The sequence below is a fragment of the Pedobacter cryotolerans genome (assembly GCF_005116475.1).
Lineage (GTDB): Bacteria > Bacteroidota > Bacteroidia > Sphingobacteriales > Sphingobacteriaceae > Pedobacter > Pedobacter cryotolerans.
This window is the reverse complement of the sequence record NZ_SWBO01000007.1, coordinates 193,899-211,952: the sequence shown is the minus strand read 5'-3', so window position 1 is coordinate 211,952 and position 18,054 is coordinate 193,899. Positions and strand designations below refer to the sequence as shown.

Sequence of the window (18,054 nt, the reverse complement as noted above, 5' to 3'; positions counted from 1 at the left end):
AGATAAATGGAATTTAAATACTACATCATTATTGCTTGTATTTTATTGGGGCTATTTCTTTTTTTTAAGGAGATCAGCAGGCAAAATAAAGGTCAATTGATTTTTAGATTATTGGCTACTTTAACAATGGTGCTTGGTTTTGCTTTATTAATTTTACCCGTTTCTTATAATGAAAAGATAGAAGAGCCGATAGGAGAGTTAAATTTAGTAACACAAGGTGTAAATTCTGATACGATTGCAAAAATCAGCAGCCAAAAATTTACTTTAGACTCGTCGGTTTTAAAAGCAAATTCACGTTCACAAATCAACTTCATTCCAGATTTAGTTTATCATCTTCAAGAGCATCCTTCTATTAAAAAGATAAATATTTTTGGTTATGGATTAGGTGATGAGGAGTTAGCAGCACTTAAAAATCATCAGGTAGCTTTTCATCCAGCCGATGTTCCAGAAGGAATTATTTCGGCCAGTTGGCCAAAAAAAATTAATGCAACCTCACCCTTGCGTTTGCAGGGTATTTATAACAATAGCAGCAATAAAAACATTTGGCTTAAACTTTACGGAATGGGTTTTACACAAGACTCTATGCTAGTAAAGGCCAATACAAATGTAAATTTCTCATTAAAAGCACAGCCTAAACAAATTGGCAAGGCTGTTTATGAAATTATCGCTCTGCATAAAAATGATACTTTAGCTAATGAAGCTATTCCTTTCGAAGTAAACCTTAAGCAACAGTTAAAGGTGTTAATTTTGGCTTCATTTCCAGATTTTGAGTATAAATTTTTAAAAAAATGGATGTATGAAAATCAATATGAAGTGATTTTTCGCAGTCAGATTAGTAAAAATAATTACAGTGTAGATTATTTAAATACCAGTACAACAAACGTTAATCAAATAAACTCATCTTTACTTAAAAAGCAGGATATATTGATTATTGACGAAGATGAATTTAATGCGCTTACAGCTTCTGAAAGTGTGCTAATTAATGCTGCGGTAGCAGATGGTTTGGGTTTATTGATTAGAATTACCAATGCTAAAGCAAGTGGACTTACGCAAAAATTTAAGCGTGCTGAAACTCTTCAAACTACCTCAAAAACTACGCAATTAAAAGATGTAACTGGCGAGGTTGAGTTCAATGAACTTCCTTTTGAGCAAACACTCTTTTTAACAACCTCAGTTGATGAGCAACCCATTTTCAGAACAACTGCTGGTAAAACAATAGTAAACAGTAGTATTAACGGTTTAGGCAAAATATTAACCTCAACACTAACATCTACTTATCAATGGCAATTAAGTGGTAAAGATGCTGATTATGCAAAGTTTTGGTCGGTATTGTTAAACAAAGCAGCTAGAAAAATTAACGCAGAGCAATCCTTCGAAATTTTACCAGCTATGTTGGCTGTTAATGATGGTGGAAGATTAATTGTTAATTCGGTTTCAAATCAAATTCCTTCATTAAAATTCAACAACATCAAATTAGCGCCAAGGCAAAATATGGAAATCTCCTACCAATGGGATGCGAGGTTTTGGCCATCACAGCCGGGTTGGAATAGTATGACTATTAATAAAAGCGATGTAAATGTGTTTGTGTACCAAAATTCGGATTGGGAACAGCTTAAAAATGCTAACAAATTGAATTTAACATCAAATTTTGTAAAAAAACAGGATGCAATTGCTGATCAGGAGGAAAAGGTAATCAACACAATTTCAAAAGAGGTATCTAAATGGTGGTTTTTGCTGTTGTTTTTATTTTCACTTACCTATTTATGGTACGAACAACGGTTTTTATCGGGTATTTAATCTTTGAAACTAAAATGTTATACTTTATTTGCTGTTAAGCTAAGCTTAAATAACTAACTTAACTCACTGAACCACTAACCTAGTTTTTAGCTAATTCTTTAATAGCGAAAAGAGTTACTTTAAACGATAAAACTAAATTATTTTGAAAAGAAAAGACTTTCTCTACTTATCAGGAATTGGTGCGAGTGCTTTGCTATTGCCAGATTTTGGGGCTTTTGCAAATCCAATAGATCCTTTACAAGCCCTTGAAAAGATAGACGTAAAAATTAAAAAGGAATTGGCAGATGTTGCCTTAAACGCCGCCAAAGCCAAAGGCGCAAGTTATACCGATGTTCGTATTGGTAGGTATTTAAATCAATTTGTTTCTACCAGAGATAAACGTGTTCAAGGTGTTGCCAACACCGAATCTTTTGGGGTAGGTATCAGGGTTATTGCTAACGGCTGTTGGGGTTTTGCCGCTACAAATACAGTTACTAAAGAATCGATAGCTAAAACTGCTGAGCAAGCTGTAGCAGTTGCAAAAGCCAATGCTAAAATACAAGGCGAAGCAGTGCAATTGGCTCCTCAAAAAGGTTTTGGAGAAGTGAGCTGGAAAACGCCACTCGAGATTAACGCCTTTGAAGTTCCGATAAAAGAAAAGGTTGATTTATTGATGAATGTGAATGATATTGCCATTCAAAATGGAGCAAATTTTGTAAATGCTGCTTTATTTGCAGTTAATGAACAAAAATATTTTGCATCAACCGATGGATCTTATATTGATCAAGATATCCATCGTATTTATCCAACATTTGGCGTAACGGTAATTGATAGGGCATCTGGTAAATTTAAAACACAATCGGCATTAAGTTCTCCGATGGGTATGGGTTATGAGTACATGAATGCCAGACCAGAAGACAAAGTTGCTGGTGTAATTACGCGTTACAAAAATAGATATGATATTTTGGGCGATGTAAAAGAAGCTACTCGTGTGGCTAAAGAAAAAATTACCGCAAAATCTGTTGAGGCTGGTAAGTACGATTTGGTTTTAGATCCATCGCACTTATGGTTAACCATACACGAGTCGGTTGGTCACCCTACAGAGTTAGACAGAGTTTTAGGCTACGAAGCCAATTATGCAGGTACCAGTTTTTTAACCTTAGATAAGTGGCAGTCTAAAAACTTCAAATTTGGTAGCGATAAAGTGAACATTTTAGCAGATAAAACCCAAGTAGGATCTTTAGGTGCGGTTGGTTATGATGACGAAGGTGTGAAATGTAAGGAATGGAATTTAATTAAAGATGGTGTATTGGTAAATTATCAAACCATAAGAGATCAAGCGCATATTATCGGTTTAAAAGAATCGCAAGGTTGCTGTTATGCGCAAGGTTGGAACGATGTTCAGTTTCAACGTATGCCGAATGTTTCATTAGAATCAGGTAAAGCAAAATTAAGTGTTGATGAGATGATCAAAGATGTAGAAAAAGGTATTTACATAATAGGTGATGGTAGTTATTCAATCGATCAGCAGCGTTACAATTTCCAATTTGGTGGTCAGTTGTATTACGAAATCAAAGATGGTAAAATTGCAGGTATGCTTAACGATGTGGCTTACCAATCTAATACACAAGAGTTTTGGAATTCTTGCTCAGCAATTTGCGATGAAAGCGATTATCGTTTGGGTGGCTCATTTAACGATGGCAAAGGTCAGCCCGGACAAAGTAGCGCCGTTTCTCACGGTAGTTCTACAACAAGATTTAATGGAGTTAATGTTATCAATACAGCTAGAAAAATATAATTATGGCCATATTAAGTAAAGAAGAAGCCCAAGCAATATTAAAAAAAGTTATTAGTTACTCAAAAGCTGACGCTTGTGAAGTAAGCTTAAATGGATCTAACGGAGGTAATATCCGTTATGCTCGTAACGCAGTTTCTACTGCCGGACAAGTTGATGTAATGAGTTTATCTGTTAATTCTACCTTTGGTAAAAAAACGGGATCAGCATCTATTAATGAGTTTGATGATGCTTCGCTTAAAAAAGTAGTTAGCAGAGCTGAAGAGCTGGCGCAATTGGCACCAGAAAATCCAGAATATATGCCTTTATTGGGTGCACAAACTTTTCCAGAATCAAAAACTTACAATGAAAATACTGCAACCATGTCGCCAGATACCAGAGCAGAAATGGTTGGTAAGAGTTTAGGTGTAGCCAAAGCAGCTAATTTAGATGCAGCAGGATTTTTAGAAAATTCTACTCGTTTCAATTCGGTGATGAACTCTAAAGGTTTGTTCGCCTATAACAAATCAACCAATGTTTCTTTTTCTGTAACCATTAGAAATAAAGAAGGAACCGGATCTGGTTATGTTGAACAAGATTTTAACGATCTCAGCAAAATGGATGTACTTGCCTTAAGTAAAATTGCAGCAGGCAAGGCCACAGGTTCTGCTGGTGCAAAAGCAATTGAGCCAGGTAAATACACTGTTATTTTAGAGCCTTTAGCCGCTAGTGATATTTTAAGTAATATGTTTAGGGGTTTTGATGCCCGTAGCGCAGATGAAGGTAGAAGTTTCATGAGTAAAAAGGGTGGAGGTACGCGTTTGGGCGAACAGTTGTTTTCTGAAAATGTAAATATCTACTCAGATCCGATGAACCCAGAATTACCTTCTGCAACTTGGAATGGTGATGGTATAGCTTTAAAAAAGACAGAATGGGTTAAAAATGGTGTGGTTAAAAATTTAGCCTATTCAAGATATTGGGCAGAAAAGAAAGGGGTAGAGCCTATTCCTTTTGGCAGAAGTATGGTTATTGAAGGTGGTACACAATCTTTACAAGACTTAATTAAAAGTACTGAAAAGGGAATTTTGGTTACTCGTTTTTGGTATATCCGTTCGGTAGATCCGCAAACATTATTACTAACTGGGCTTACGCGTGACGGTACTTTTTACATCGAAAATGGCGAAATTAAATTTCCAATTAAAAACTTCAGGTTTAATGAAAGTCCTATCATTATGTTAAACAATGTGGAAGCTTTAGGCAAACCCGTAAGAACAGGAAGTGGAATGATCCCACCAATGAAGATTAAAGATTTTACTTTTTCATCATTATCTGATGCGATTTAGTTAGCATCGAAAGCTATCGGCAGGTGTCCTCACCTGCCGAAAAGAAGTTTTGACATACAATTTTAGCACGCTTTGTCATTCTGAACGTAGTGAAGAATCTCTTTAATGCATTTAAACTATGAGATTCTTCGTTCCTCAGAATGACAAATTTTTGTTTATTAAAAAGGCGTTTCGCGGCCTCGAAGAGACCTTATTAAAATTAAACCTAACAAATTGAGAAGAAGAGATTTTCTATATATGACCGGTATAGGCACAGGAGCAGCCATGTTACCTAGCCTAAATACTTTCGGCAGAATGATTTCTGTTGAAGAAGCTTTAACACCCGTTGATGTTAAGCTAAAAAAACAAATGGCTGATGTTGCTTTAAACGCAGCCAAATCTAAAGGTGCATCTTATGCCGATGTTCGCATTGGCAGATACTTAAATCAGGTGGTAGCTACTAGAGATAACAGGGTTGATAATGTAGCCAATGGCGAATCGTATGGTTTAGGAGTAAGAGTTTTAGTAAATGGATGTTGGGGTTTTGCTGCAACCAATAATATGGACAATGGTAGTATATCAAAAGCAGCAGAATTGGCGGTGGCTATTGCCAAAGGTAATGCCAAACTAATGACAGAGGCCGTGCAACTTGCTCCACAAAAAGGTTATGGAGAGGTAAGCTGGAAAACACCAATTGAGGTGAATGCATTTGCAGTTCCTATACCAGAAAAGGTAGATATGTTGCTCAATATCAATAGCGAAGCATTAAAAGGTGGAGCTAAATATGTAAACTCAAATATCTTTATGATCAATGAGCAGAAGTATTTTGCTTCAACTGATGGTTCTTATATCGACCAAGATATTCATCGCATTTGGCCAAACTTTACCGTTACTAAAATTGATGCTGGTAGTGGCAAATTTGAAACGAGAAATGCTTTAAGCGCCCCAATGGGAATGGGATTTGAATATCTGACCCCCAAAGATGAAGAAAAAATAAAAGGCGGCCCAGTAACGATGTACAAAAAACGTTACGATATGCTCGAAGATGTAAAAGAAGCAACTGTTCACATCACTGAAAAGCTAAAAGCCAAACCAGTTCCAGCTGGTAAATACGATTTGATTTTAGATCCATCACATTTATTTTTAACCATTCACGAATCTGTTGGGCACCCTACAGAATTAGACCGCGTTTTAGGTTACGAAGCCAATTATGCAGGTACAAGTTTTTTAACTTTAGATAAATGGGAAACTAAGAAATTTAATTTCGGCAGCGATCAGGTAAATGTAATTGCCGATAAATTAGAAGTAGGCTCATTAGGTGCAGTTGGCTACGATGATGAAGGGGTGAAATGTGGCAAATGGGATATCATTAAAAACGGAATTTTAGTTAATTATCAAACCATAAGAGATCAGGCTCATATTTTGGGATTGAAAGAATCGCAAGGTTGTTGTTATGCTGATAGTTGGGATAGCATTCAATTTCAGCGGATGCCAAATGTTTCATTAGCACCAGGCAACACTGAATTAACTGCTGCAGATATGGTAAAGGATGTAGAAAAAGGAATTTACATGTTTGGTCGTAATTCTTATTCTATCGATCAGCAGCGGTACAATTTCCAATTTAGCGCACAATTAGCCTACGAAGTAAAAGATGGAAAAATTGTAGGCATGTTTAAAGATGCTTCTTACCAATCTAATACTCAGGAATTCTGGAATTCATGCGCCAAACTTTGTGGCAAAGCCGATTACCGTTTAGGAGGTACTTTTTCTGATGGTAAGGGTCAGCCCAGCCAAGTAAGTGCGGTTTCTCACGGCAGTGCAACTACCAGATTTAATGGTGTAAAAGTAATTAATACGGGTAGGAGTTTGGGGTAAGTTATTAATTTTTAACACATAGTCACATAGATATTAGCTTTTCCTATGTGTCTATGTGTTTAATAACATTTAGTCAACTTTTTCCGCCAATTCTTTAACTTTTGCCAAAGCTTTTGGCCACATATCCGCAAACATATCAATCATAGGCTTATTGGCATCATTTTCATCCATTTCCATATAAATATGAAGATTGGTTTTACCATCTACGTTAGTAAGGGTATAATTTTCTTTTGCTCCCGCCCACATTTTTACCTGTTCACTTTCATAATCTTCTACGCCATTATCATACATTCCTAAATGCTCAATAGATAGAAATTCATTTGGAATATTTTCAGCTATTCTCGAAACCATACCTTTATTATTGCCATCATGAAATAGTGCTTTACTTCCTTTTTTCCAGTCGGTAATTACGTTAGAATCTTCACTAAAAGCTTTAGTCCATTGTGGATAGGTTTCTTTGCCAAGAAGTATATCCCAAACCTTCTCCTTACTTGCGTTTATTTCTATATTAAAATCCATAATAACTAAATTAAAAGTTTCTATATTTTATTTATTTATCGGCTGGTGTCTCCACCCGCCGAAATTATTATATTGTTATATTGTCTCTGTCGGTGAGACACCGACCGATAGAAAAATCTGTGAAATTACTTTCCCATTTTACTAAAATCCATGTGTAGCAAATTCCATCTATGTCCATCAAGGTCAATAAAACCACCACCATACATCCAGCCATCTTTTTCGCCGCCATGTGCATAAATGGTGCCGCCTGCGTCTTCAGCTTTTTGTAGCATCTGGTCTACTTCTTGGGGGCTTTCTGCATCTATGGAAAATAATACTTCTGTTCCTTTACTCGTATCAGAAACTTTATTGCCACAAAAACCTTCTATCACATCATTTCTAAATAACATCATTACAAAGCGACTTTTTTCGCCGATAAAAAAAGAGGCCATGGTATCTGTAAATGGAAATCTTTCGTTTTTTTCGAAACCCATTTTTGTGAAAAATTCTACAGATTTGTTAATGTTAGCAACGGGTAAATTAGCCCAGATTTCTTTTGTCATTACACTTATATTTAGTTACACTAATTTAGGTAATGATTATAACAATAAGATGCGGCTATGCGACTATTTTAGGGTGCAAAAGAGACAAGCATACTAATTTTAATCAAATATAAAAAGTAGCATATTGATGATTGGGAAGTAGATTTCTAGAAGAGGAAAATAAGCGAAAAAGGGATGTTTAACAGGTTGGAATAAGCTTTTTTACTTGGATAAAATCGCCTCCAACTAAAGCAAATGTATACTCCCAATAGCCATCTCCACTTTCAAATATAATAGAATCGATTTCCCCAAAAGTTCCTATTCCGTTACTAATTTTATCACCAACTTTTAGGTCATTTAATTCGCCCGTTGGTGTATCTTGATTAAGAATTTTCATAGTTTAATTTGAAACTGTTAACTGAAAATTACAAACTGATTAGCCCAGCATATTGTAACAAGCTCGGCAACGCGGTTCATAGCTGTCTTTTTCTCCTAAAAGTATTTTTGTATCGTTAACCACAGTTCGGTAAGAGTAAACCGCCGGGCTGCCACATTGCATACAAACTGCATTTACTTTTGTAACGTGTTCGGCAATGGCTAATAAGGCTGGCATCGGACCAAAAGGTTTACCTTGAAAATCCATGTCTAAACCAGCAATAATTACCCTAATTCCTTTTAGTGCTAATTTATTGCAAACTTCTGGAAGTTCATCATCAAAAAATTGGGCTTCATCAATGCCAACAACTTGGGTATTGGTTCCTAACAATAGAATGGCTGATGAACTGTTTACTGGAGTTGATTGAATAGAGTTTAAATCATGCGAAACTACAGCAGTTTCGTCATATCTCGTATCAGTTTTTGGCTTAAAAATTTCTACATTCAGCTTTGCTATTTGTGCTCTCTTTAATCGTCTAATTAATTCTTCGGTTTTACCAGAGAACATAGAGCCGCAAATTACTTCGATGCTTCCACAAAATTCTCCTCTTCTAAAGTTTTGCTCGCTGAATAACATTTGTAAAGGTATTTTAGCCAAACTTAGATAAATTTGCTTTTATATGCAATTTAATCGACTGACATATAAAAGCAAATTATCGTTCTCTCCTCATCTACATTAAGATATAAATATCCAGCCGAAATATAAAAGAAATTTATAGTACTTTTGATTGTCATTTATTAACATAAATCGCCCATTTTTTCGTTAAGCTACCATGATAAAACAAGAAGATCTTTTTAAGAAATTAGGATTGATACTAAATGAGTTAAATGATCAATATCAATATTTATCTCAAAACCCTCAAAAATTCAACGAGTTAGAGTTAGAGCTTTTTCATGCTAACGCGAATTTTTTAGCAGATCATGTTCAAATCATTAAAAAGTTAAATGTAAAGCCACAAGTTAATGATACTGAAACTATACATGAAAATGATGCTGTTGTATTTAATAAAGCGGTATTGCCTGATGATACACACGAAGAAGATCAGCTAGAAGAAATTACATTTGCAGAAAATAATGATAAGGCTAACGAAGCAGAAGTAGTCGAAGAAAATGAAATATATACCGCAAAAGTTAATTCTGATTTTGATGAAGATTTGGTAGAAGAACCAGTTGTTGGTCTTGAAGAGATAGAAAAAGAGGTTTTTAAATTAGATTCTGAACCGTCTACATTCGAATTTATTTTGAATGATCACAGTGAGCATGAAACCATTTCGGAAAAATCTCAAACTGATTCAAATGATGATGATCACTTCATTATTGATGAAAATTCAATAAACACTGATGAAAAGTTTGAATTTGAAGAGAAGAGCGTTGAACAACTTTTTAATAGGCCATTAAGTGATGAAGAAGAACGCGTTTTAGCCGAGAAGATAAAATTGAGAGAACAGCTAAATAAAGATGAAGCCGCAGAAACTGATGAAGATGAGATTGGTCCTGAGCCATTTTTAGTCAAAATAGAAGAAAATTTTCCTATTGAGAAAGAAGAATTAACCTTAGCTGTAGCTCCAGTAGAAACTGTTGAAGTTAATAATGTTGAGCCTGTTGAAGACCCAACCTATAAAACCACTTTAAACGACTTGTTAGCAAAATCGAGAAGTATAAATGTGAATACCACAAATACTGCAAAAATTTCTGATTTAAAGCAGGCTATAAACCTAAATGATAAGTTGCTTTACATTAAAGATTTATTTAACGGCTACAATTTGGCTTATGCTGAAGCAATTGATTTGGCAAATAAACTTCCTGATTTTGAAAGCGCAGATAACTTTTTCCAAAAAAATTATGCTGTAAAAAACAACTGGACAGCTAAACAAGCTACGGTTGATAAATTTTACGAATTGTTAAATCAAAGATTTAGATAGGTTTTCTAATCGTCACTTCGATATGAGCATTTCGCGAATGAGAAGTCTATGAGCTTATTTAGCATTGAATGTTGTTGTGCTTGAAATAAGTTTGTGATCCCATTAGCAAAGAGATGTCTCCTCGCTTCGCTGCGTTCGATATGACGTGATTTTGCTAAATAAATCCCATCCTATTCGAATCTAACTTTAAAAAGATAAAGAGTAAAACTGTAAAACTCCATAAAGAAGATCCTCCGTAACTAATAAAAGGAAGTGGGATGCCAATAACTGGCATAATACCTATAGCCATGCTAATATTGATAAACACATGGAAAAAGATGATGCAGGCCATGCAATAGCCGTATACCCTAGAAAATGATGATCTTTGTCGCTCTGCGATGTTAATTACACGAAGTAATAAAAACACGTAAAGAGAGATTACTACAAAACAACCTGCAAAACCCCATTCTTCGCCTACGGTAGAAAAAATAAAATCGGTACTTTGTGCAGGTACAAATTTAAATTTAGTTTGTGTGCCTTGTAAAAATCCTCTACCAGTTAGCTGTCCTGCGCCAATAGCTGTTTGCGACTGGATTACATTATAACCAACCCCTTTATTGTCTTTAGTTAAGCCTAAAATAAGTTCGATACGAGCACGTTGATGCTTTTGTAATACATGATCAAATAATACTTTAGCAATAAATAGGTAGCCAATTGCCAATAAAGTAATAATACCAATGCTAATTATTTTTTGTTGCCTTTTACGGTTAAAATAAATAAATATTGCACCTAAAAGTAATATTGAGACAATAAGAATAGTTGGAGCCAAGTAAAGGTTTAGAACAAATAGCAAAACCATTCCCCAAAAAATAAGTAGCAAATAGCCTGGCAAACCTTCTCTATACAATGGAAACATAAACGATAAAAACACCAAAGTTGAGCCAGCATCTGGTTGTAACATGATCAATGTCATGGGTAAAACTATAATCGCGGCAGCAATTAAAATTGGTTTTAACGAATTGAGTTTAACATTAAAAGAACTAATGTAACGAGCCAGTAATAAAGCTGTACCAAATTTAGCAAATTCTGAGGGCTGCAACCTGAACGAGCCAATGGCTATCCAAGCTTGGTTACCGCCAACATCTCGGCCAATTACCAAAACCACCACTAATAAAACCATTGTTACGCCATAAATAACTGGTGCAAACACACTGAAAAATTTGGCATCAAACAGTAAAATAGAAAAACCTAGAACCAAGCCAGTGCCAATAAAAATTAATTGCTTACCATAACTAGAGCTCAATCTAAAATCTGTAGAAATATCTGGATTAAATTCTGTTGCGTAAATATTAATGAAGCCAATTAAGCATAAAGCAACATACAATAGAATGGTGATCCAATCTACATTAAAGAAAAATTTATTGCTTTGCTGCTGCATTGTTCTTTGGTAAAATGGCTTCTTTATTAAATTTATTTATTGCAACATTTTGTTTTGCAGGTAACGGCCTCTTTTTTAAACTATCTGCTTTTGTGCTATCGGCTTTGCTTAATGGTTTTTTAGGTTTATCCATTTTTAAAGCAGGTAACAAATTATCATCTTTATACTGCTGCAAAGTAGCGCCGTTTATTCTTCTAGGCTCAAGCGAATCAGTTAAATATTTTTCGGTAATAAAACTGGCAATAGGAGCGGCGTATGCACCACCATAACCTCCATTTTCTATAATAACAGCAATAGCAATTTTAGGGTTATCTCTTGGGGCAAAGCCGATAAATACAGAGTGATTTTTACCACGGTTATTTTGTACAGTTCCGGTTTTACCACACATTAAAATATTTCTAATCCTCGATTCGGTGGCCGTACCAGTATTTGTATTAACTGCATCCTGCATACCATCAATAACTGGTTCAAAATGTTTCGCATCAATATCTACAAAATGCTTTTGTTTGTATTTGGGGTCTATTTTTTTTTCATCGCCTATGGCTTTTACCACATGTGGTTTAAGATAATAACCACGATTGGCAATAATTGCCATAATATTGGCCATTTGCAGCGGAGTAGTACTTATTTCACCTTGTCCGATGGCTAGTGAGATAATGGTAGTATTACCCCAACGTTTGCCATACATTTGGGTATAATCTTTTGGTCGGTACAATTTAAATGCTTTTTCGCTTGGTAAATCTATACCTAAAGTATCACCAATGCCAAATTTCCTTACTTTATTTTGCCAAACATCATAAGCAGCTTGTTGCTTTGCTCTTGATGATCCATTTTTGGTTAACATTTTGGCGAAAATACTCCAAAAATAGGTGTTGCATGAACGAGAAAGACCCCATCTTAAGTTGGTGTTTAAATCTCGGTGTTCGCAGCTAAGTTTTCTGTTTCCCGCAATATAGTACCCTGGGCAAAAGATAGTAGTGTTTGGGTTTACAACTCCTTCGCTCAACGCAATTAATGCATCTAAAGGCTTAAAAGCAGAGCCTGGAGAATACTTTCCTTGCAGTGGTCTAATAAATAAGGGGCGGTATGGATTGGCTGTAAATTGTCTATAATTTGGACTAAAATTATTACCTACCAATTTGTTTGGATCATAACCCGGGCTGCTCACAAAAGCCAATATTTCTCCAGTGCTGGGTTCAATTGCAACCACACTACCCACTTTATTGGCTAATAATTCTTCACCTAACTTTTGTATTCTACTATCAATTGTAGAAACAATGTTATCGCCGGCTATAGAAAGAGAATCTAATCTCCCATCATCATAACTACCTTGTGCTACGTTTTTAGCATTATAAAGAATATGTCTAACTCCTTTTGTTCCTCTTAAATATTCCTCGTATGATTTTTCTATCCCAGTTTTTCCAATGTAGTCGCCAGGTTTATAATAACCTTCGTATTTATCAATATCTACTTGATTAACCTCTCTCATAAAACCTAAAAACTGTGCGGCAACACTGTCTGGATAATATCTGATTGTTCTTTTTTGCACCTCAAAACCCGGGAAATTAGAGAGTTTCTCTTGCAAGGCGGCATAAGTTTGTACCGAGAGTAATTTTTGAAATATTGAAGATTGAAACCTCGATCTTACTGTTGCTTTTCTTAGTTTCTCTCTAAAAGTTGGCATATCGATATCAATTAGCTTACACAGAGAAATTGTATCAAAAGGTTGAACCAATTTTGGAGTTACCAATAAATCGTAAGTAGGTTGGTTTTGCGCTAAAATTTTATTATTTCGGTCTAAAATTACTCCTCTAGCCGGAAAAACATATGATTTACGCAAGGCATTACTGTTGGCATTCAAAAAATATTTGTCGGTAGCTACCTGTATATAAAAAAGCTTGCCTATTAAAATTAGTGCAAGTACAACAAATAAACCTTGAATAATATATTTTCTGTTAAACAGCTGATCCATTTAATTCGATTTTCTGTTATGGAAGGTAAACTCTACCAACAAGACAATAAAAAGTGTAAATATAACACTAATTAAAGCCCTACCCAAAGTATAGCCAATTTCACTAAATTTAAACGCCTCCAATACAAAAACGATAATGTGATGCACAATTGTACATAAAAAAGCATAGAGCAAAAACCATTTAAAACCCATGTTTCCTAAAGAAGGTTCAGGTTCATCAAAAGCATCTCTATTTACACTCACAGAAATAAATAATATCCTTACAAATGCAAGGGCAACACAGGCGCTAGTGTGTACACCTAAGGTATCGTAAAAGGCGTCTATAGTTAAACCTGTTCCAAAAGCTATTAAAAATAAAAGTAGGTTAGGTATCCTAAAAGGAAGTACAAGAATAAATAGGATGTAAATAAATGGAGTTGATAAGTTATAGTAATTTAAGTTACGCAATAAAAAAATCTGCACAAATAAAAGTACAAACCACCTAAAAATATTTAATAAAATGGTCTTACTGTTCATTAGGCAATTGTTCTTCTAAAGCTTTTTGTTCTGTAGCTAATCTGTCTTTTACAATATATACGTATTGTAAGGTGCTAAAATCATTAAAAAGGCTAACCTCCAAGGTCATAAAACTATCTCCAGTGCTAATTCCTGTTTTTACAATTCGACCAATTTCAATTCCTTTCGGAAAACTACCCACACCCGAAGTAATCACCGTATCTCCAACTTTAACATTAAAATGATTTGGAATTTCTTTTACCAAAGCTTTTTTAAAATCAAAATTTCCATCTCCCCAAACTAACGAGCCAAATGCATTATTTTTTTTAATATAAACGCTTATAGCTGTATTTTTATTAAGTAAAGATCTGATGGTTGCTAAATGTTCAGATACATCTTGTACAAATCCAACTACTCCTGTTTGAGGAGAAATTACTGCCATATCTTTAACAATACCATCAGCACTACCTTTATTAATAGTAATGTAATTATTTCTTAAACTGATTGAGTTTTTAATCACTTTTGCTGCAAATAAAGTGTATTGCTGCTGATTTACACTATCAGATACTTTAATAACTTTACTGCTATCTACATTTTGTAATACTAAAAGTTGTGTTTTAAGTTTAGCGTTCTCCATCGCTAAACTGTCATTTACTTGACCAAGATTTAAATATCTTTTGAGCACATTTAAGCGCCCATAAGCATCACCAACAATCTCATTGGTAGAGCTTAAAGTTACACTGCGTTGGTAAGAATTATTTTTGATAGTTAAAACTACGCCAATAGCAAAGAAAATGAAGAAAAAGAAAAATGCGTTATATCTACTGACGAAAATCCAAAGGTTACGCATTGCTTAAAAGATATGAGATATGAGAAATTAGATATGAGTTTGGCACTTCGTCTCAAATCTCATATCTAATTTCTCATATCTAGATTATTGCATTAAAAATTTATAATTACCAATGTTTTTTAAAGCGATACCAGTACCACGTACTACAGCACGAAGTGGATCTTCGGCAACGTGAACAGGTAACTTAGTTTTAGCAGCCACACGTTTATCTAAACCACGTAACAATGCACCACCACCAGTTAAGTAAATACCAGTTTGGTAAATATCAGCCGAAAGTTCTGGAGGCGTAATCTCTAAAGCCTTTAAAATCGCTTCTTCAATTTTTGAGATAGATTTATCTAAACAATGTGCAATTTCAGTGTAAGAAACGGTGATTTGTTTTGGTACACCAGTCATTAAATCTCTACCTTGTACAGCAAAATCTGCAGGTGGATCAGCCAATTCTGGTAATGCAGCGCCAACTTCAATTTTGATTTTCTCAGCCGTACGGTCACCAATCATTATGTTGTGTTGGCGACGGATGTAATTTACAATATCGCTATCAAAGTTATCTCCCGCCACGCGGATAGATTGGTCACAAACAATACCAGACAATGCAATAACCGCAATCTCTGTAGTACCACCACCTATATCGATGATCATATTTCCCATTGGTTCTTCTACATCAATTCCAATACCTACGGCTGCTGCCATTGGTTCGTGAATTAAGTAAACTTCTTTTGCACCAGCAATTTCAGCACTATCTCTTACCGCACGTTTTTCAACCTCAGTAATACCAGAAGGAATACAGATTACCATTCGTAAAGATGGAAACATCCAGCCTTTACCACCGTTAAGCATTCTAATCATCCCTTTAATCATGGCTTCTGCAGCATTAAAATCTGCAATTACACCATCTTTTAAAGGTCTAACTGTTCTAATATTATCGTGTGTTTTACCTTCCATTTGCATCGCCTGGCGGCCAATTGCAATGATTTTGTTGGTTTGTCTGTCAAAAGCAACTATCGATGGTTCGTCAACTACTACTTTATCGTTATGTATAATAAGGGTATTCGCTGTGCCTAAATCAATGGCAACTTCTTGCGTAAACCAGTTAAATAATCCCATTTATATGTGATGTTATGTTGTATTTAAAATTTGTGTACTTATACAATGTAAAAATACACCTTTTTATTGTATTTAAAATTTAAAAAATCTGTTGAGCCTAAAATTAATTTTTCCGAATGATTTGAAAATCAATGTTCTATTTCTATAGGTTATTTCAGTCCCGCCTGCCTGCCGGCAGGCAGGCTTTCCGTTAAAATCTTTTTTGTGCTGTCACACTGAGCGTAGTCGAAGTGCTAGCAAAACAAAAAAGTATATTCACTACAATCGGGTTTATTTTACAGCAGCTTGTGCAATTATTAAAGGTTGCAAAATAGCCTAAAAAACCACCCCGTCAGCCGTGGCTGACACCCCTCCAAGGGAGGGGAATTGTAAAGCGCATTAACCTTTTAGCTTTAGTCTTTATACTTTTATATCTTTCCGACTTTCGGTCTCCTTAACTTATCCGACTAGCTTAGTGTTTAAAATGTCTCACTCCTGTAGTTACCATGGCAATGCCTTTTGCGTTACACATATCAATCGAATCCTGATCTTTAATAGAGCCACCAGGTTGTAAAACTGCAATAATTCCTGCATCTGCTGCTAACTCTACACAATCTGGGAAAGGGAAAAATGCATCAGATGCCATCACAGCATCTTTTAAGCTAAAACCAAATGCTTCTGCTTTAACTACCGCTTGTTTCAAAGCATCAACTCTCGATGTTTGTCCAACGCCACTTGCAATTAATAAATTGTCTTTTACAAAAACAATGGTATTTGATTTGGTATGTTTTACAATTTTGTTAGCAAAAATTAAATCTTGTATCGAAGCTTCGCTTGGTGCTTTATCGGTAACCGTTTTCATTTGCTCGGCAGCTTCTAAGCTTAAATCTTTATCTTGTTCAATTACACCGTTTAATAAAGTTTTAAATTGTTTTTTACTCAATTCAACTTCATTGCGTTGTAAAATCACTCTGTTTTTCTTTGCTTTAAATAATTCTACAGCTTCTGGTTGGTAGCTTGGCGCAATTAAAACTTCAAAAAATAAATTGTTAATTTCTTGTGCAGTTGCTAAATCTACTTCCTGATTGGTAATTAATACACCACCAAAAGCCGAAACTGGATCGCAGGCTAAAGCGTCTTTCCAAGCTTGTAAAACTGTTGGTCTCGATGCTAAACCGCAAGCGTTGGTATGTTTTAAAATGGCAAAAGTTGGTTCAGTAAATTCATCAATCAATGCTACAGCAGCATCAACATCTACCAAATTGTTGTAACTTAATTCTTTACCATTTAATTTGGTAAACATCTCATCTAAGTTGCCGTAAAAAGTTCCTTGCTGATGAGGATTTTCGCCATAACGTAAAGTTTGTGCTTGTTTAACGCTTTGTTTAAAAACATTCAGCGGTTCTTCATTATTAAAATAATTAAAAATTGCCGTATCGTAATGAGAAGAAGTATGGAAAGCTTTTTTAGCATACGATGTACGTTGAGCTAAAGTTGTAGCGCCATCTTGAGCTTGTAATTCTTCTAATAAAGTACCATAATCATCTTTTGAGGCGATAATTACTACGTCATTAAAGTTTTTCGCAGCAGCTCTAATTAATGAAATACCACCAATATCAATCTTCTCAATAATTTCAGTATCGGTACCGCCAGCTTTTACGGTTTCTTCAAAAGGGTAAAGGTCTACAATAACTAAATCAATTTCTGGAATTTCATATTCGGCAATTTGTTCTTGATCGCCCGCTAAACCTCTACGATTTAAAATTCCGCCAAACACTTTAGGGTGTAACGTTTTTACTCGTCCGCCTAAAATAGAAGGGTAGCCAGTTAAATCTTCAACGGCAACAACAGGTAGATTTAAATCTTTAATAAATTGTTCGGTACCGCCAGTAGAATATAGCGTTACGCCTTGCTGGGCTAAATATTGAACAAGAGGTGCTAAACCATCTTTGTAATAAACTGAAATTAAAGCGTTTTTGATCTTAACTTGCTGACTCATGAAGGGTATTATTTTAAGCCGCAAAGGTAAGAAAATGAGATCGTTTTTTGAGGGGATTTCTTAAGAAAATTTAATAAATGTAAGATGTTAT

General features: G+C 35.1%; 15 protein-coding genes. 5 read left to right on the top strand and 10 right to left on the bottom strand.

What is annotated here, in order from left to right; all coding sequences use genetic code 11:
- Positions 1-6 precede the first annotated feature (6 nt).
- The 4 genes from FA045_RS13415 to FA045_RS13400 all read left to right on the top strand — a co-directional run bounded on the left by FA045_RS13415 (position 7) and on the right by FA045_RS13400 (position 6,747).
- Entirely contained in the window at positions 7-1,797 is a 1,791-nt protein-coding gene (locus FA045_RS13415) for a hypothetical protein (RefSeq protein ID WP_136877591.1), read from the top strand.
- 142 nt (positions 1,798-1,939) lie between these two features.
- Positions 1,940-3,574 carry a TldD/PmbA family protein gene (locus FA045_RS13410; protein ID WP_136877590.1) on the top strand — a complete coding sequence of 545 codons (1,635 nt, stop codon included), beginning with the start codon at positions 1,940-1,942 and terminating at the stop codon, positions 3,572-3,574.
- Between the two features lie 2 nt (positions 3,575-3,576).
- Positions 3,577-4,893, top strand: coding sequence for a TldD/PmbA family protein (locus FA045_RS13405; protein ID WP_136877589.1), 1,317 nt, complete (start codon positions 3,577-3,579; stop codon positions 4,891-4,893).
- A gap of 213 nt (positions 4,894-5,106) precedes the next feature.
- Complete coding sequence (locus FA045_RS13400; protein WP_136877588.1) at positions 5,107-6,747, top strand: TldD/PmbA family protein; 1,641 nt, start codon at positions 5,107-5,109, stop codon at positions 6,745-6,747.
- Between the two features lie 69 nt (positions 6,748-6,816).
- Here the strand turns inward: FA045_RS13400 and FA045_RS13395 are convergent, their stop codons facing one another.
- From FA045_RS13395 to FA045_RS13380, 4 genes are all read right to left on the bottom strand, one after another.
- Entirely contained in the window at positions 6,817-7,266 is a 450-nt protein-coding gene (locus FA045_RS13395; RefSeq protein ID WP_136877587.1) for an SRPBCC family protein, read from the bottom strand.
- A 125-nt stretch (positions 7,267-7,391) separates the two neighbouring features.
- The gene (locus FA045_RS13390) at positions 7,392-7,808 is read right to left on the bottom strand and encodes a VOC family protein (RefSeq protein ID WP_136877586.1); all 417 of its coding nucleotides are present in this window, start codon (positions 7,806-7,808) and stop codon (positions 7,392-7,394) included.
- 178 nt (positions 7,809-7,986) lie between these two features.
- Positions 7,987-8,184, bottom strand: coding sequence for a hypothetical protein (locus FA045_RS13385; protein ID WP_136877585.1), 198 nt, complete (start codon positions 8,182-8,184; stop codon positions 7,987-7,989).
- A 39-nt stretch (positions 8,185-8,223) separates the two neighbouring features.
- A complete protein-coding gene (locus FA045_RS13380) occupies positions 8,224-8,799 on the bottom strand; it encodes a thymidine kinase (protein ID WP_136877584.1) in 576 nt (191 codons plus the stop codon).
- 196 nt (positions 8,800-8,995) lie between these two features.
- Between FA045_RS13380 and FA045_RS13375 the strand changes: the two genes are divergently transcribed.
- Complete coding sequence (locus tag FA045_RS13375) at positions 8,996-10,144, top strand: hypothetical protein (RefSeq protein WP_136877583.1); 1,149 nt, start codon at positions 8,996-8,998, stop codon at positions 10,142-10,144.
- 154 nt (positions 10,145-10,298) lie between these two features.
- On the opposite strand, the gene rodA is transcribed toward FA045_RS13375, so the two are convergent.
- The 6 genes from rodA to purH all read right to left on the bottom strand — a co-directional run bounded on the left by rodA (position 10,299) and on the right by purH (position 17,963).
- Entirely contained in the window at positions 10,299-11,561 is a 1,263-nt protein-coding gene (gene rodA / locus FA045_RS13370; RefSeq protein ID WP_136877582.1) for a rod shape-determining protein RodA, read from the bottom strand.
- Positions 11,542-13,533 (bottom strand): penicillin-binding protein 2, encoded by a 1,992-nt coding sequence (gene mrdA, locus FA045_RS13365; RefSeq protein WP_136877581.1) that lies wholly within the window; start codon positions 13,531-13,533, stop codon positions 11,542-11,544. The genes rodA and mrdA overlap by 20 nt, the downstream gene beginning before the upstream one ends.
- Positions 13,534-14,049: a rod shape-determining protein MreD gene (locus tag FA045_RS13360; RefSeq protein ID WP_136877580.1), complete on the bottom strand. Its 516-nt coding sequence runs from the start codon at positions 14,047-14,049 to the stop codon at positions 13,534-13,536. It lies immediately after the preceding gene.
- Positions 14,039-14,878, bottom strand: a complete 840-nt coding sequence (mreC, locus tag FA045_RS13355) for a rod shape-determining protein MreC (protein ID WP_136877579.1) — start codon at positions 14,876-14,878, stop codon at positions 14,039-14,041. The genes FA045_RS13360 and mreC overlap by 11 nt, the downstream gene beginning before the upstream one ends.
- An 84-nt stretch (positions 14,879-14,962) precedes the next feature.
- On the bottom strand, positions 14,963-15,985 hold the full coding sequence (locus FA045_RS13350) for a rod shape-determining protein (RefSeq protein ID WP_131555670.1): 1,023 nt from the start codon (positions 15,983-15,985) through the stop codon (positions 14,963-14,965).
- Positions 15,986-16,436: 451 nt separating this feature from the next.
- Positions 16,437-17,963 (bottom strand): bifunctional phosphoribosylaminoimidazolecarboxamide formyltransferase/IMP cyclohydrolase, encoded by a 1,527-nt coding sequence (gene purH / locus FA045_RS13345; protein ID WP_136877578.1) that lies wholly within the window; start codon positions 17,961-17,963, stop codon positions 16,437-16,439.
- Positions 17,964-18,054 lie beyond the last annotated feature (91 nt).

Coding starts and splice junctions, on each gene's coding strand:
- FA045_RS13415 (WP_136877591.1), top strand. CDS start 7: ATGGAATTTAAATACTACATCATTATTGCTTGTATTTTATTGGGGCTA.
- FA045_RS13405 (WP_136877589.1), top strand. CDS start 3,577: ATGGCCATATTAAGTAAAGAAGAAGCCCAAGCAATATTAAAAAAAGTT.
- FA045_RS13395 (WP_136877587.1), bottom strand. CDS start 7,266: ATGGATTTTAATATAGAAATAAACGCAAGTAAGGAGAAGGTTTGGGAT.
- FA045_RS13390 (WP_136877586.1), bottom strand. CDS start 7,808: ATGACAAAAGAAATCTGGGCTAATTTACCCGTTGCTAACATTAACAAA.
- FA045_RS13385 (WP_136877585.1), bottom strand. CDS start 8,184: ATGAAAATTCTTAATCAAGATACACCAACGGGCGAATTAAATGACCTA.
- FA045_RS13380 (WP_136877584.1), bottom strand. CDS start 8,799: ATGTTATTCAGCGAGCAAAACTTTAGAAGAGGAGAATTTTGTGGAAGC.
- FA045_RS13375 (WP_136877583.1), top strand. CDS start 8,996: ATGATAAAACAAGAAGATCTTTTTAAGAAATTAGGATTGATACTAAAT.
- rodA (WP_136877582.1), bottom strand. CDS start 11,561: ATGCAGCAGCAAAGCAATAAATTTTTCTTTAATGTAGATTGGATCACC.
- mrdA (WP_136877581.1), bottom strand. CDS start 13,533: ATGGATCAGCTGTTTAACAGAAAATATATTATTCAAGGTTTATTTGTT.
- FA045_RS13360 (WP_136877580.1), bottom strand. CDS start 14,049: ATGAACAGTAAGACCATTTTATTAAATATTTTTAGGTGGTTTGTACTT.
- mreC (WP_136877579.1), bottom strand. CDS start 14,878: ATGCGTAACCTTTGGATTTTCGTCAGTAGATATAACGCATTTTTCTTT.
- FA045_RS13350 (WP_131555670.1), bottom strand. CDS start 15,985: ATGGGATTATTTAACTGGTTTACGCAAGAAGTTGCCATTGATTTAGGC.
- purH (WP_136877578.1), bottom strand. CDS start 17,963: ATGAGTCAGCAAGTTAAGATCAAAAACGCTTTAATTTCAGTTTATTAC.